The organism is Acidovorax sp. Leaf191, assembly GCF_001424425.1.
In the GTDB taxonomy this organism is placed as follows: Bacteria; Pseudomonadota; Gammaproteobacteria; order Burkholderiales; family Burkholderiaceae_C; genus Acidovorax.
The window spans coordinates 67340-81845 of the sequence record NZ_LMPT01000021.1; the positions used below are offsets into that span (position 1 = coordinate 67340).

Annotated in this window: 15 protein-coding genes; 7 read left to right on the top strand and 8 right to left on the bottom strand. The window is 65.8% G+C overall.

The window, feature by feature from the left end:
• Positions 1-66 precede the first annotated feature (66 nt).
• The 7 genes from ASG27_RS21745 to ASG27_RS21775 all read right to left on the bottom strand — a co-directional run bounded on the left by ASG27_RS21745 (position 67) and on the right by ASG27_RS21775 (position 6975).
• Entirely contained in the window at positions 67-1137 is a 1071-nt protein-coding gene (locus ASG27_RS21745) for an ABC transporter substrate-binding protein (protein WP_056162030.1), read from the bottom strand.
• 43 nt (positions 1138-1180) lie between these two features.
• A complete protein-coding gene (locus ASG27_RS21750) occupies positions 1181-2356 on the bottom strand; it encodes an NAD(P)/FAD-dependent oxidoreductase (protein WP_056420762.1) in 1176 nt (391 codons plus the stop codon).
• Positions 2353-3759 (bottom strand): FAD/NAD(P)-dependent oxidoreductase, encoded by a 1407-nt coding sequence (locus tag ASG27_RS21755; RefSeq protein WP_056420765.1) that lies wholly within the window; start codon positions 3757-3759, stop codon positions 2353-2355. Before ASG27_RS21755 ends, ASG27_RS21750 begins: the two co-directional genes overlap by 4 nt.
• A complete protein-coding gene (locus ASG27_RS21760) occupies positions 3756-4082 on the bottom strand; it encodes a (2Fe-2S)-binding protein (RefSeq protein WP_156370855.1) in 327 nt (108 codons plus the stop codon). The genes ASG27_RS21755 and ASG27_RS21760 overlap by 4 nt, the downstream gene beginning before the upstream one ends.
• A 15-nt stretch (positions 4083-4097) precedes the next feature.
• Positions 4098-4892, bottom strand: a complete 795-nt coding sequence (locus tag ASG27_RS21765; protein WP_056420767.1) for an ABC transporter permease — start codon at positions 4890-4892, stop codon at positions 4098-4100.
• Positions 4893-4987: 95 nt separating this feature from the next.
• Complete coding sequence (locus ASG27_RS21770; RefSeq protein WP_056420771.1) at positions 4988-5884, bottom strand: ABC transporter permease; 897 nt, start codon at positions 5882-5884, stop codon at positions 4988-4990.
• Positions 5881-6975, bottom strand: coding sequence for an ABC transporter ATP-binding protein (locus tag ASG27_RS21775; protein WP_056420774.1), 1095 nt, complete (start codon positions 6973-6975; stop codon positions 5881-5883). Before ASG27_RS21775 ends, ASG27_RS21770 begins: the two co-directional genes overlap by 4 nt.
• Before the next feature lie 294 nt (positions 6976-7269).
• Between ASG27_RS21775 and ASG27_RS21780 the strand changes: the two genes are divergently transcribed.
• From ASG27_RS21780 to ASG27_RS21795, 4 genes are all read left to right on the top strand, one after another.
• A complete protein-coding gene (locus ASG27_RS21780; RefSeq protein ID WP_056162046.1) occupies positions 7270-8142 on the top strand; it encodes an IclR family transcriptional regulator in 873 nt (290 codons plus the stop codon).
• 71 nt (positions 8143-8213) lie between these two features.
• Positions 8214-8849, top strand: a complete 636-nt coding sequence (locus ASG27_RS21785) for a GNAT family N-acetyltransferase (protein ID WP_082486066.1) — start codon at positions 8214-8216, stop codon at positions 8847-8849.
• A 287-nt stretch (positions 8850-9136) separates the two neighbouring features.
• Entirely contained in the window at positions 9137-10636 is a 1500-nt protein-coding gene (locus ASG27_RS21790) for a sensor domain-containing diguanylate cyclase (protein WP_056420776.1), read from the top strand.
• Positions 10637-10828: 192 nt separating this feature from the next.
• Positions 10829-11236 (top strand): hypothetical protein, encoded by a 408-nt coding sequence (locus ASG27_RS21795; RefSeq protein ID WP_056420778.1) that lies wholly within the window; start codon positions 10829-10831, stop codon positions 11234-11236.
• A 72-nt stretch (positions 11237-11308) separates the two neighbouring features.
• Here the strand turns inward: ASG27_RS21795 and ASG27_RS21800 are convergent, their stop codons facing one another.
• Positions 11309-12106 carry a sigma-70 family RNA polymerase sigma factor gene (locus ASG27_RS21800; RefSeq protein WP_056420780.1) on the bottom strand — a complete coding sequence of 266 codons (798 nt, stop codon included), beginning with the start codon at positions 12104-12106 and terminating at the stop codon, positions 11309-11311.
• A gap of 90 nt (positions 12107-12196) precedes the next feature.
• On the opposite strand from ASG27_RS21800, the gene ASG27_RS21805 reads away from it, so the two are divergent.
• From ASG27_RS21805 to ASG27_RS27015, 3 genes are all read left to right on the top strand, one after another.
• Positions 12197-12793, top strand: coding sequence for an ATP-dependent Clp protease proteolytic subunit (locus ASG27_RS21805; protein ID WP_056162054.1), 597 nt, complete (start codon positions 12197-12199; stop codon positions 12791-12793).
• A 350-nt stretch (positions 12794-13143) separates the two neighbouring features.
• On the top strand, positions 13144-14049 hold the full coding sequence (locus ASG27_RS27010; RefSeq protein WP_156370857.1) for a hypothetical protein: 906 nt from the start codon (positions 13144-13146) through the stop codon (positions 14047-14049).
• Complete coding sequence (locus ASG27_RS27015) at positions 14049-14504, top strand: hypothetical protein (RefSeq protein ID WP_156370859.1); 456 nt, start codon at positions 14049-14051, stop codon at positions 14502-14504. The genes ASG27_RS27010 and ASG27_RS27015 overlap by 1 nt, the downstream gene beginning before the upstream one ends.
• The last annotated feature ends 2 nt before the right edge of the window (positions 14505-14506 follow it).

Genomic DNA, 14506 nt, shown 5'->3' on the forward strand with positions numbered 1-14506 from the left:
GGTGACATTTGTCACAAACAGCCCGGCCGCGTGGAGCGGCGCCCCAGCCGGTCCAGCGTGCATCGCTCAACGCTCGATGGTCTTGTTCCAGCGCGTGTTCCAGGCGGGGCGGTTCGCGTTCACGCTGTCCCAGTCCAGCGTCACGGCGTTCTTCATCCACTGGCTGATCTGTGCCACCTGCGCCGCGCCCTCGCCCACGGCCGGTGCCTTGGGGTTGGTGGGGATCTGCGCGCCGAACTGCAGCACGTTGGCCTGCGCCAGGGGGCTCAGCAGAAACTCGGCCAGCTTTTGCGCCAGCTCGGGCTCGCTGTTCTTGGCGATCACGCACTGGCCGGTCATGAGCACCACCGAGCCCTCCTTGGGCTGCGCGTACTCCACCGGGATGCCCTTGGCCTTGAGCGCGGCCACGGCCGTGGGCGTGAGCGGGAACATCGCGGCTTCACCTGTCTGCACCATCTCGGAGATCTTGGCGGAGCTCGGGATGTACTCGAGCACGTTGGGGCCGATGGTCTTGGCCCAGTTGTTGAAGCCTGGCTCCACGTTCTTGTCGTTGCCGCCCTGGATGCGGTTGAACATCAAAAAGCCGTGCAGCCCGAACGACGACGACGGCATGGACTGGAACACCACCTTGCCCTTGTACTTGGGGTCCGCAAAGTCCATCCACGAGGTCGGCGCAGCCCAGCCCTTCTCGGTGAACATCTTGGTGTTGTAGGCGATGCCGGTCATGCCCAGGCTCACGCCGCTGGCCAGGTCGTCCTTGAAGCGGGCGGCCGGGTAGATGTCGTTCAGGTGCGGGTTGGGGCGCTGCTTCTCGCACAGGCCCATGCCCATGGCGCGCACCATGATGCCGTCATCGAGGAACATCACGTGCATCTGTGGCCGGTCCTTGTTGGCCTGCGCCTTGGCCAGGATGTCCGACGACGTGCCTGGCACCACCACGACCTTCACCCCATGGAGCTTCTCGAACGCCGGGAACACGTACTGCGTGTACGCCTTCTCCATGGTGCCGCCGTTCATGCCGATGTACAGCGTCTTGGTTTGTGCGGTGGCGGTACCGGCGGCCGCCAGGGCGATGGCAGCCGCCGCAGCCAGCAGGCCACGGCGCGGGGAGACGTTCGTGCGGAAAGCGAAGTTCATGGTGATTGCCTTTCGGTGGGTCAGGGGGTGAAGGATCGGCGGCTCAATGGGCCGGCACTGTGGTTATCGGGGTGGCGTTATCGACAGGCGTCGGTGGTTCGTCGAATCGCGCCAGAGAAAACGCGTCGATCGGTGTGCTGGTGTGCCCGTCGCGCGCCAGTTCGGCCAGCACTTCGCCCACGGCAGGGCCGATCTGAAAACCCGCGCCCGCAAAGCCAAAGCCGTGGATCAGGCCGGGCGTGGTGCGGCTCTTGCACAGCACGGGCTGGCGGTCGGGCAGGTAGCCTTCGGTGCCGCTCCAGGTGCGGATGAAGTGCGCGTGCTTCAGCGCAGGCAGCAGCTCGACCGCCTGCACGGTGAGCGACGCAATGGCACTGCGCTCCGAGCGCGCGCGGTCGCCGTCGAGCCAGAAGCCCGACCCGCCGCCCAGCACCAGGTTGCCGCGCGCCACCTGGCGGCAGTAGATGCCACCGCCTTCCACGCCCAGGCTCCATTGCATGAAGTAGGGCAGGGGCTCGGTGACCATCATCGCGGGGTGGCCGGAGCGCAGCGGCACCGGCTCGCCGAACTGCTCGGCCATGGCACCGGCCCAGGCGCCCGCGCAGTTGAGCACCACCGGCGCCTGCACCTGCAACGATGGGCCCGAATGCAGCGTGAACAACTGCCGGCCATCGTGTTCGATGTGTGTGAGCGGCGATCGCTCGAAGATCTGCGCACCCGCGCGCTGTGCGGCCAGCGCGAACGCGGGCGACACCAGGCGCGGGTTGGCCTGCCCGTCGTCCACGCACAGCGACCCGCCCACCGCCTTGCCGCCCAGCCACGGGCACTGTGCCCGCAGGCGCTCGCCGCTGATCAGCTCGATGCCCAGATCGAAGTCACGGCTCAGGTCGGCGTAGTGCTCCAGTGCGGCCATGTCCGCGTCGCTGCGCGCGATCTTGAAGTGCCCGGTGCGGGCGTACTCGCCATCGGTTCCGATGAGCGCGGGCAAGCGTGCCCAGATCTCGTGCGCGCGCTGCGCCAGCGGCAACTGGCTCAACGGGCGCCCCTGGCGGCGCACGCCGCCGTAGTTCACGCCGCTCGAGCGCGAGCCGCACAGGTCGCGCTCCAGCAGCACCACGTCCACGCCCTGGCGGCGCAGGGCCAGCGCGGCCGATGCACCCACGATGCCGCCGCCCACGATGGCGACATCGGTCTTGATGGTTCGAGGCGTGCTGCTCATGCGCTGGCTCCCGCGTCGGTGGCCTGCCGTGCCTGCAGGTGGATCGGTACCGGTTTGATCGGCGCCTGCCCGCGCAGCCGGCCCACCCGTTCCACGGGCTGGCCGGTGGCCTGCGCCAGGATCTCGGCCGCCGCCACGCCACAACTGCGGCCCTGGCAGCGGCCCATGCCCACGCGGGTGAGCGCCTTCAGGCGGTTCATTTCATCGGCACCGGTCTCGCGCACGCAGTCGCGCAGCTCGCCGGCCGTGATGTTCTCGCAGCGGCACACCACCAGCGCGTCGGGCGCGTGCGCGGCCCAGTCGGTGGGGAAGGGAAACGCGCGCTCCAGCCCGTGGCGAAACCGCACCAGGCGGTGGAGCTGTCCCTGCAGCGCCTGCATGCGCGCCGCATCCACGGCCGTCCCGTGGTCCTGCAGCAGTGCCAGCGCGGCCAGCTCGCCGGCCCACTCGGCCGCGTCGGCACCCAGGATGCCCGCGCCGTCGCCCGCCAGGTACACGCCCTGCACGCTGCTGCGGCCTGCGGCATCGCGCTCGGGCAGGTGGGCGCGGTGCATCGGTGCCCAGGCAAAGCGGCAGCCCAGCAGGTCGGCCAGCTGTGTTTCGGAGCGCAGTGCGTAGCCAAAGCCCACGGCGTCGCAGTCCAGCGTGTGTTCGCGCCCGGCGCCATCGGCCCACACCACGCCCGCCACGCGGCCGTCGCCCAGCACGCGCACCGGGCGGATGCCGCTGTGGATGGGCACGCCGTGCGCGCGCAGCCATCCCACGTAGTACACGCCTTTGGCAAACACCGCCGGCTGCGTGAGCATGGCGGGCACGGCGGCCAGCTGGTCGGCCAAGCGCGCGGTGTCGAGCACCGCAGCCACCATGGCGCCAGCCTTGGCGTACTGGTAGGCCACCAGGTACAGCAGCGGGCCCGTGCCCATCAGCACCACCCGGCTGCCGATGGCACAGCCCTGGAACTTGAGCGCCACCTGCGCGCCGCCCAGCGTGTAGACCCCCGGCAGCGTCCAGCCCGGCAGGGGCAGCACGCGGTCGGTGGCGCCGCTGGCCACGATGAGCTGGCCGTAGGGCACGGTGCGCGTGGTCTGCGTGGGGCCGTGCAACACGTCCAGCAGGCCGCCCTGCGCGTTCCACACCAGGCTGTCGGGCTGGTAGTCGATCTTTGCGTGCAGGCCGTCCAGCGTGCCGTGCAGTGCGGTGGCACGCGCGGCCTCGGTGCCGTACAGCGTGGCGGGGGTGCGCTGGAAGTGCGCAGGCGGGCGGCGGTAGATCTGCCCGCCGCCGCGCGCGGCTTCGTCGATCAGCACCGGCCGCACGCTGTGGGCCGCCAGCGTCTGCGCGGCGCGGATGCCGGCCGGGCCTGCGCCCACGATCACGGGTTGCAAGGCAGGCGCCGTCGTCATGGCTGGCCCCCGCTGGCAAAGGTGGCCGCGTCGGCAGCTTCTGTGCGCAGCGCCATGCCGGGGGTGATGAAGGTGCTGCAGGCGCGCAGGCGCTCGCCGCTGTCGGTCGTCACCCAGCAGTCCTGGCAGGCGCCCATCAGGCAAAAGCCTGCGCGCGGCTCGTGGCTGAACTCATTGCGGCGCAACTGTGCGCGCTGGGTGAGGATGGCCGTCAGCACGGTGTCGCCTTCCAGCGCCGTGGTGGGGCGCCCGTCCAGCGTGAAGGGCACGGCGCGGCGCGTGGTCTCTGCCACGCGGTGCAGCAAGGCGGTATTCACAGTCATTGCAGTCGCGCTCATCTACTTCCGTCCTACCAGCACGCGGTCGAGGCCATACACGCGGTCCAGCAGCACCATGGCAAAGGCGGTCACCGCCACCATCAGCGCCGACACGGCCGCCATCAGCGGGTCGATGGATTCGGTGGCATACATGTACATGCGCACCGGCAGCGTCACCGTGCTGGGCGAGGTGACGAAGATCGACATGGTCACTTCGTCGAAGCTGTTGATGAAGGCCAGCATCCACCCGCCCGTCACGCCCGGCAGAATCATGGGCAGCGTGAAGCGCGTGAACACCGTGGCCTGGCTGGCGCCCAGCGACAGGGCTGCGTGCTCCGCGCTGCGGTCAAACCCCACCAGCGCCGCCACCACCAGGCGCAGCGTGTACGGCGTGACGATGAGCGCGTGCGCCACCACCAGCCAGCCAAAGCTGCCCGTGCCGCCGATCAGCGCGAACAGGCGCAGCAGGGCCACGCCCAGCACCAGGTGCGGGATGATCAGCGGCGACAAAAACAGCCCATTGAGAAAGCCGCGCCCGGGGAAGTCGTAGCGCGTGATGGCAATGCCCGCGGGCACTGCCAGCACTGTCGCCAGCGTGGCAGACGCCAGCGCCAGCCACAGGCTGTTCCAGAACGACTGCATGAAGTCCGGGTGGTCGAACACCGCCTTGAACCAGCGCAGCGAGAACTCGGTGGTGGGCAGCGTCAGCGTGTTGTGCGGCGTGAAGGCGACGATGCACACCACCAGCAGCGGGGCCAGCATGAAGGCGATGACGAGCGCGTTGAACGCGAGGGCGATGGGGCCGTTCTTGTGCATGGATCAGGACTCCCGCCGGGCCGCCCCAAGGGAGGCCTGCGCCCCCTGGGGGAGCAGCGAATACACGAAGTGGTGGAGCGTGGGGGTCGTCATGTTCATCCCAAAGACTTCTTGTAACGGCCTTCAACCAGTCGGTTGTAGCTCAGCATCACCACCAGATTCGCCACCAGCAAGGTCAGCGCAATGGCGGCGCCCAGCGGCCAGTTCAGCTCGTGCAGGTACTCGTCGTACACCACCGTGGCCACCATCTTCAGCCGCCGCCCGCCCAGCAGTCCGGGAATGGCGAACGAGCTGGCTGCCAGGCCGAACACGATCAGGCTGCCCGACAAGATGCCCGGCAGCACCTGCGGCAGCACGATGCGCCGCAAGGTGGTGAAGGGCGAGGCCTGCAGCGACAGCGCGGCGTTCTCCACGCCCGGGTCCAGCTTCTGCAGCGATGTCCACACGGGGATCACCATGAACGGCAGCATCACGTGCACCAGCGCCACCACCACGGCGATCTCGGTGTAGAGCATCTTCACCGGGCCGATGCCGACCAGGCCGAAGGCCGCGTTCACCAGGCCTTCGGGGCCGAGCAGCATGCTCCAGCCAAAGGCCCGCACCACCACCGACACCAGCAAGGGCGCCAGCACCACCAGCAGCAGGATGGAGCGCCACGGGTTGCGCATGCGGCTGAGCACGTACGCCTCGGGTGCGCCAATCGCTACGCAGATCAGCGTGACCAGCCCGGCGATCCAGAACGTGCGCCAGAAGATCGCGTGGTAGTACGAATCGGCAAACACATGGCGGTAGTGCTCCAGCGTGAACTCGCCCGCCTTCACCCCTGTGGCCGGGTCGAACGCGTTGAACGACAGCACCGCCGTGAGCGCCAGCGGCACCAGCAACAGCACGGTGAACAGCAGCAGCGCCGGGCCGGACAGCCACCAGGGCATGGCCTTCTTGCCCAGCAGCGGGTGGGGCGCTGCGGACAGGGTCGATGGGGCGGCTGTCATGGCGTGGCCTCGGCCTCGGCGCCAGCCACCGCGGATTCATCGGTGGGCAGCAGGCGCATGCAGTGGTCGGGCCAGTCCAGGCCCGTGCGGTCGCCTTCGTCCAGCGCGTTGCGGCCGTCGTTGGGCACCAGCACCATCAGGTCGCCCAGGGGGGTGCCCACGCGGTACAGCCACTGGCTGCCCAGAAAGAAGCGTTCGCGCACTTCGCCGTCGATGCGGCCCTGCACTGCGGGCACCAACTGCAGCTTTTCAGGCCGCACGCTCAGCAGCACGGCCGCGCCGGGGCGAAACTGTGCGCCGTCCACCCGCACCTCGATGGGCCCGGCGCCCACGTGGGTGTGGGTGCTGTTGGCCGATGTGACCTTGCCAGGCACCAGGTTGGCCTTGCCCACGAAGGTGGAGATGAAGCGGGTGCGCGGGTGCTCGTACACGCGGTGCGGGTGGTCGATCTGCGTGGCGCGGCCGGCCTCCATCACCACCACGCGGTCGCTGATGGACATGGCTTCGCTCTGGTCGTGCGTGACCATCACCGTGGTGGTGCCCACCTTGCGCTGGATCTGGCGCAGCTCGAACTGCATCTCCTCGCGCAGCTTGGCGTCCAGGTTGGACAGCGGCTCGTCCAGCAGCAGCACGGGCGGCTCGATGACCAGTGCGCGCGCCAGGGCCACGCGCTGGCGCTGGCCGCCCGACAGTTCGCGCGGGTAGCGCGTGGCGTGCGGCTCCAGGTGCACGAGGCCCAGGGCCTGTGCCACCCGGTCCTTGCGCTCGGCCTTGGGCACCTTGCGCATCTCCAGGCCAAAGCTCACGTTGTCGGCCACCGTCATGTGCGGAAAAAGCGCATAGCTCTGGAACACGATGCCCAGCCCGCGCGTGTTGGCCTTGGCGTGGGTGATGTCGCGCCCGTCCAGCTCGATGCGGCCGCTGCTCACCGCCTCGAAGCCCGCCACCATCTGCAAGGTGGTGGTCTTGCCGCAGCCCGAGGGGCCGAGCAGGGAGACGAATTCGCCTTTTTCCACCGTGAGGTTCATGGACTGCACCGCGCAGGTGCTGCCGTAGAACTTGGTCACATCAGTGAGTTGGAGGAAGGACATGGGGGCCTTTCTTCGGGTTCCGGTTTCTTGCCAGGCGCGTGCTCTGACGGCGCGGCGCATGGATGTCTTTGTGCCGGGCGGCCTTTGCCAAACAAGGTGCCTTGGCACCGCTGCACCGCGGCGGTGCATGGGATCGTTCAGGATGGGGGTGCCCGGCGTTTTCAGTTCACTCTATTGCAACAACCGAACCAGATCGCACCGGGTATTCCACTAATCAGAATTTTTCTTTAAATTATTCCGATCATTGGAATGTGATGGGTAAAATGGAACCTATCTATTCCGCAGGAACGACGCATGGAAGCAGCAACCGCAGGCACGGGCGGTGTCCCCCGGGTCTTTGCCCTCATCCGCGCCCTGGTGGCCGTGCAGGCCGAGGGCGGCCGGGTCACCCAATTGGCGCGTGCCATCGGCCTCACCCAGGGCACCACGCACCGTTTGCTGCAGTCGCTGGTGGCCGAAGGCATGGTCGAGCAGGACGAGCGCAGCAAGCTCTACCGGCTGAGCATGGACTTCTTCGCCCTGGCTGCGCGCGCTGGCAACCCGGGCGACCTGCGCAGCCTGTGCCGCCCGGCATTGCTGCGGCTGTGCGGCAGCCTGGGCGACAGCATCTTTTTGCTGGCGCGCAGCGGCTTCGACGCCATCTGCCTGGACCGCAGCGAGGGGCCTTTCCCGATCCGCTCGTTCACCGGCGACATCGGTGGCCGCGTGGCGCTGGGGGTGGGGCAGGGCGCGCTGGCCATCCTCGCGTTCCTGCCCGAGGCCGAGCGCGAAGAGGTCATCCGATTCAACCTGTCCCGCGTGCGCGAGTACGGCGTGTACGACGAGGTGTATTTGCGTACCGAGATCGAGCGCGTGCGCCAGCAGGGCTACGCAGGCCGCAACACCGGCCTGCTCGAAGGCATGGCCGGTGTGGCCGTGCCCATCTGTGATCGCGAAGGCCGCGCCGTGGCGGCGTTGAGCGTGGGCACCATCGCCGACCGCCTGAACGCCGACCGCATGCCCACCGTGGTGGAACTGCTCAAGCGCGAGGCGGCCGCGATCGGGCCGAAGATCAACCCGTTCGATGCGACGCTGAGAAGGCCTGCGCAGAGCCTGGCGGGCTCGCCGCCCGAGCAGCGGTTTATGCCTGGCGCAGACCCGGCCTTGCTGCCGGGGCGTCCCGACTGACGAGCAACCGCGCGCATCCTGGCCTGCCGCTGTGCGATGCGCGCCCTGGCCTGCCACACACCACAACGCAGATGCACACACACCCTACGTCCTCATCGCTGCCACCGCTGCCCGAGCCATCGCCGGTGTGCGACGCCCTGGCCACCGCGCTGATGGACGACCCGTTCTACCAGGCCGTCACCGTCGACAGCGCACACGACCCCGCACTGCGCCACCGCGTGCTGGCGCAATACTTTGCGCTGGCCATGGACGAGGCCAATGCGGTGGGCGAGGTGATGGTGTCGGGTGATGACGGCGCAGCGCTGTGGGCCACCAGCCGGGCCACCGCCAGCGAGAAGGCGGTGCACAGTGCGCGGCGCACCGAGGGCCTGGCCCGCTGCCTCGGCCCCATGGGTTTTGACAACTACCAGCGCATCGGTGCCGCGATGGAGGCGCAGGTGCCTGACCCGCTGCACGCTGCGTGGTACCTGTCGATCCTGGGGGTGCGCCCCGCAGCGCGGGGCCGCGGCGTGGCGCAGCGCTTGGTTGCGCAGACCTTGGCCCGCGCAGATGTGGCAGGCGCCACCTGTTATCTGGAGACCTTCAACCCGCTCAGCCTGGCGTTCTATCGACGCCTGGGCTTCGTGCGCGAGGTGCCCTGTGTGGAGCCTGTCTCGGGCCGTGCCTACTGGCTCATGGTGCGCGAGGCCAGGCCGCCGCGCGCCTGATGGCACGGGGGTGGGCGCCGTGAGACGCCGCAGCGTGGTGCCACGTCTTCCCACCCTCTGCGCACCTGCCCCCTGCAATAGCCTGTACCCGCCTGTACCGGCCCGAATCGACCCTGGCAATGGGGTGATCCGCCCGTTCATTCCGTGATTGATGCCGCGGTTTGTCCATAGTATGGTGGGCCTACAAGAGAACAAGTCATGCAGCAGGAGTAGCCTCGTGCGAGGTCCTGCCGGTCTGGCAGGGGAGCGCGCGGACGAAGTCCGGCATGTGAGAGGGAAGCAAAAAGATGAAGCGTGATGTGCGCCTGGCGGCGCTGTTGTTGATCGCCGTGTACCTGTCGGTCGCCTCCACCACGGCGTGGCAGATCTGGTCCGCGCGGGATCACTCGCTGGCAGAAACCGACACCCAGAACCTGAACCTGGCCCAGACGCTCAACACCTACACCGAAGGCGTCATCACCCAGAGCGCCATGCTGCTGCTGGACTTCAGCGAGCGGCTGGAGGCCGAGGGCACCGGGCCGGGCCACCTGCAGCGCCTGCAGCGGCTGATCGACCGGCAGGAGCCCCTGCTCAACCAGCTCAACAGCCTGGTCATCTATGACGACTCTGGCCGCTGGCTGATGACGTCCACCGGCAAGGTGCCCGCGCAGGTCAGCGGCCTGGACAGGGCATTCTTTGCGCACCACCGTGGCAACCCGTCGCCCGAGCCCTTCATCGGCCCGCCCATCCAGAGCCGCTCCACCGGGGACTGGGTCATCACCGTGAGCCGCCGGTTCGACGGCCCAAACGGGCGCTTTGCGGGCGTGGTGGTGATCAGCCTGGGCATCAAGAGTTTTCTGGAGCAGTTCGGCAAGGTCGATGTCGGCACGGAGGGCGCCATCGGCCTCACCACCACCGGCGGCCAGATGCTGGTGCGCTACCCCTACCGTGAGCAGGACATGGGCCGTGACTTCTCCAAGTCTGCCAACTTCCAGCGCTTCTATTCGGGTGCAACCGCCGGCACTGCGTCGTTCAAATCCGGCATCGACGGCATACACCGGCTGTACGCTTATCGCAAGAGCGACCGCTATCCCCTGACCACCACGGTGGCCGTGGGCAAGGACGAAGCCCTGGAGGGCTGGTGGCGCCAGGCGCTGCTGACGGCGGGCGTGGTGGGTGCGTTGCTGGTGGGCATCACGGTCATCGGGTGGCACCTGCTGATCGACATCCGCCGCCGCACCCGCGCCGAGGCATCGCTGGTCGCCGCCCGGGAAGACCTGCTGCAGGTGAACCAGAAGCTCGAAGCCCTGGCTGCGCAAGACCAGTTGACGGGCCTGGCCAACCGCCGGTGTTTCGACGACATCCTGCACACCGAATGCCGGCGCGCCAGCCGCGAAGGCACGCCGCTGTCGCTGCTGCTCATCGACGTGGACCACTTCAAGGGATTCAACGACACCTACGGCCATGTGGAGGGTGATGCCTGCCTGCAGGCCGTGGCCCGGTGCCTGTTGCAGCATGCGCAGCGCCCGGGGGACCTGGTGGCGCGTTATGGGGGCGAGGAGCTGGCGATCATCCTGCCCAACACCGACCTGGACGGGGCGCTGGTGGTGGCCGAGGTGGTGCGCAGGCAGGTCGAGGCGCTGGCGGTGCCACATACCGGCAGCGCGTTCGGCTGCGTCACGGTGAGTGTCGGGGCCGCGACGATGGCGGGGCCCTATGCGGAGGGCTGCGAGCGGCAGCTCATCGAAACGGCAGACGGCGGCCTGTACCGTGCCAAGACGGCGGGGCGCAACCGGGCTGCGGTTTGACCTGCCCGTAGCGGCCACGGGCGGTGCAGGTGTCCTTGGGCGACACCCGCAGGTCACAAGGATGGTGCAGTTCTAAAACTAAAGGCAGTCGCTGATTCGGTAAAACCGAATACAAAGTTCGGTTCAAGCTGGTGTGTCTTGCCGTCTGCCGTCCCCATACTCGGCACTTGCCGTTTTGAAAGGACGCATTCGATGTTTTACGCAATCAGCTGGTTTCTGTCGTTCATGCTGCTGGCCCTGTGGTCCGTGGTCTGCTGGGGCGTGCATGCGGTGACGCTGTGGGCTGTGTCCAGCGCAGGGGCGTTGTCGGCGGGAACGTCGGCGATGAACGCCGTGTTGCTGCCTGAGTGGGTCCGGGCGTGGATGCCGCCGCAGCTGGCACGGGAGCTGGAGTCCGTGATCGCCTCGGCAGGCCCGGTGGTCCAGGGCGCCCTGGAAGCCGTTCCAGCGCTGTCCGGCACGGTGTCGGTTCTGGCGTGGGCCCTGTGGGGCCTGGGGGCCGCCGTACTGCTGGCGCTGGCCATCGGTGCCCACGTGTTGATCGCGCTGTGGAAGCGCCGCGGCGCCGGGCCGCGCGCTACCGCTGTGCCCGTCCGCTGACGGATGCTTGAAGATGGCCGCTGCGCCTGGCCTGCATTGCAGGACGGCGCAGCGGCCTTTTTGTGTCTGGTACTACTGCAGCGCGGCGTGGAGATCGCACTCGATATTGCGCACGCCCAGCGGCAGCACGCACAGGGCCACGCCGTCGAGCGTGAGCACCAGGCCCAGCTGGCCGCCCACCTGCACCACCCCGCAGGACGTGGTTGGCATGCGGGTGGTGGCTGGACGGGTGATGGCCGAAGACGCGCTGATGGGGGGCTGGCGCACCATGGCCCACAGGGTTTGCGGGTCGCGCCATTGCAGGGACTGCAGGTAGACGCGCAGGACCGCAGGGTCGTGGCCATCGCCCTCGCTGTCGCCCCGCGCCGGGGTGTGCTCGCCACGGCCTGCTGCCTGCCGCAGCTTGTGCAGTGCCCGGCGGATGTGCTGCCGGCTGGCGGCTTCGGTGCGGCCGCTCGCCGATGCGATCTCCGCATGGCTGGCCTCAAACACCTCGTACAGCAGCACGGCAGCGCCCTCGGTGGGGCTCAGGCAGGCCGCCAGCAGGCGCAAGGCGTGGGCCACTTCTTCGGCCAGCGCCGCATCGCTCTCGGCCGACGGCGCCGCGGCGGGCGCCTGTGGCGTGGCTGCCTCGGCCAGCCACTGCTGCATCCAATCGCGTCTGCGCAGCCGGTCGATGGCCAGGTGGCGCACCACGGTCAGCAGCCAGGCCTGGGCGGTATTGAGCGCGCGCGTATCGGCCTCCAGCGCGCGGATGTAGGCGTCCTGCACCGCATCCTCCGCCTCTGCCGGGCCCAGCAGCCGCGTGGCGGCCCGCACCAGGCGGCTGCGGTCGGTGTCGATCAGGGCCATCCGGTATTCGTCGTGCATCGGCAAATCTTGCCACAGGCCTGCTGGGCGCGCGGATGTCACGAAACCGGCGCGCCGTTCGTCAAGGCAGTTCCACTACAAGGATTCACCGTGAACAGCCCAGACACCCCCGCACCGTCCAGCGCCACCGAGCCGCGCACCTCCTACCTGGAGGAGAAAGCCTTCAAGGCCCGCACCCTGCTGATCTTCGGCACCGTGACCGATGTGATCGCGGCCGATGTGACGCGCCGCCTGATCGCGCTGGACGCCGAGAGCGCCGACCCCATCGACGTGCTGGTCAGCTCGCCAGGCGGGCACCTGGAGTCGGGCGATGCCATCCACGACATCGTGCGCTTCATCGGTGCCCCGGTGAACATGATCGGCACCGGCTGGGTGGGCAGTGCCGCCACGCACCTGTACCTGTCCGTGCCCCGCGAGCGGCGCTACTGCCTGCCCAACACGCGCTTTCTGATCCACCAGCCCAGTGGCGGTGCGGGCGGGCCGGCCAGCGACATCGCCATCCAGGCCCGCGAGATCGTCAAGGCCCGGGAGCGCATCGCACGCACCATCGCGCGCGAAACCGGCAAGCCGCTGGCCGTGGTGCTGGAGGACATCGAGCGCGACCGCTGGTTGTCGGCCGAGGAGGCGGTCGAGTACGGCCTGGTTTCGAGGGTCATCGAGCGCAAGATTGAACTCAGGGCCACTTAAAGTTGCGCGTGTTGGTCAAAAAGGTGGCGCGCTACACGGGCTCTAAGGTCGTCAGCACCACTATTGCATCGCGGTGTTGGGGGGGCTATTGTTGAGACCCTTCGCCTTCAATGCTGAGTTAGCAGCGGAGCATCATTCATATTCCTTTTGGTCAATTCCGCTTTCAGTATTGGTAAGCGTCCAGCGGCAACGCACAACACCGTGCCTCGCGCCCGCGACGGTTGGCTCGACATTACCGCGATGATTGGCGATTCGATAAATAACAAAATTTCATTTTCTGTTTGATAAAGGCATATCCGATTTAAAGGCTGTGCGAGCACGAGCTCCCATGATAATTTAATGCACAGTGCGTGGATTTGGCGGGCAGATCCACGCCCCCAGGCTCAGCACGAGCCAATGGTGGTATTAAAATTCGTGAGGAATTCAAGTTGGTAATTCAGAAAAAGACTGTTGAGCAGGTCGCGCAGAAAGCAAGTATCTGTCTAAAAAATAGAGAGAATGTACCGACCGCTCCGCTTTGGCATCTGGGGAAGGCTCAAGTCTTCGGTGTCACAGAGGGTTTTGATTTGGTGCAAAGTACAATTGACTATCTTGCCTGTAAAGCCAAAATAAACTCCAGTTTTACAGATGATGAAAAAGAATTTTTAGTCAATATTTATGAGGCTTTTTGGTGGGGTGGGAAGTATCTAGGTTTTTCTGAGGCGGCGCTGCTCGCCAATCATTATGTTCATGGCGGCGGGCATGAGGTTATACTGAATCCATTTGTCTATCGGTATTCTGTTATTGTTCAAGATGCAATTGTTGCTTTGAAGAAATATATTTCAAATAGACAAAATACCAATAAATTTTTTGCGATTGCTAAAACGTCTGACGTGGAATTTCAACGTTCCAAATTTGCGGATCCTCTCCGCTCGCAAAATCGGCATAAACCCACTCAAGGAAACATTGTCACAAATGATGGTACTTTGAAGGCTGAAGAAATCAATGTTCGCTTGAAATATACTGACAACCGTTTTTACTTGATGGCGGCGACTTCGTATCAAAGGAATTTATTCTTCACTCGTTGGAGTGTCAGCAGTCTGTATGACTTTGTTGATTATGCCGATGAGCAGGATGATAAAAATATCACCGAAATACCTCTGAATGGTCGGAAATTGCGATTGCCAGATGGGTTGTCTAACCATATGGAAAAGATAGGGATTGCAAAGAAATTTTGGTACCGTGTTGAGTGGCATGAGCATTGGAGGGTGGGGTAATGCGTTTAATGTTGAAATTATTATTTTTTTTACCTTTGTTGGTGATCTTGTTGGTAAGTTTCGTTGCTTGGAAATCAAGGTCTGGGCATGAATGCTTCGTGTTTGCGGATTCTTATGTCGAAATTGCTCAGTTAAATATCGATGGCCGCAAGCACTATCTATATTCGATGGTCTCAGGATTTCAGGACAAGTCGAGGGGCGTGGCAATTTCAAATGACGTTATTCCTGAAATAATGTGCGATTACTCAAGCACTGGTCGTCGAATCAATTTGACAGATATCGAGGAAGGCCAGGCCATAAAAAAACTGGTCATCAGGCGAGTGGCCCCCTCTGACTTTCGGCTCGACGTCATTTATGGAGGACCGGCGCGAGCCAGTCAATTTCCTGGGATGTCTGGTGTCATCGTTGAGATAGATGGCAAGCCAATCCATCGAATATCACAGCAGCCGGGGTAAAC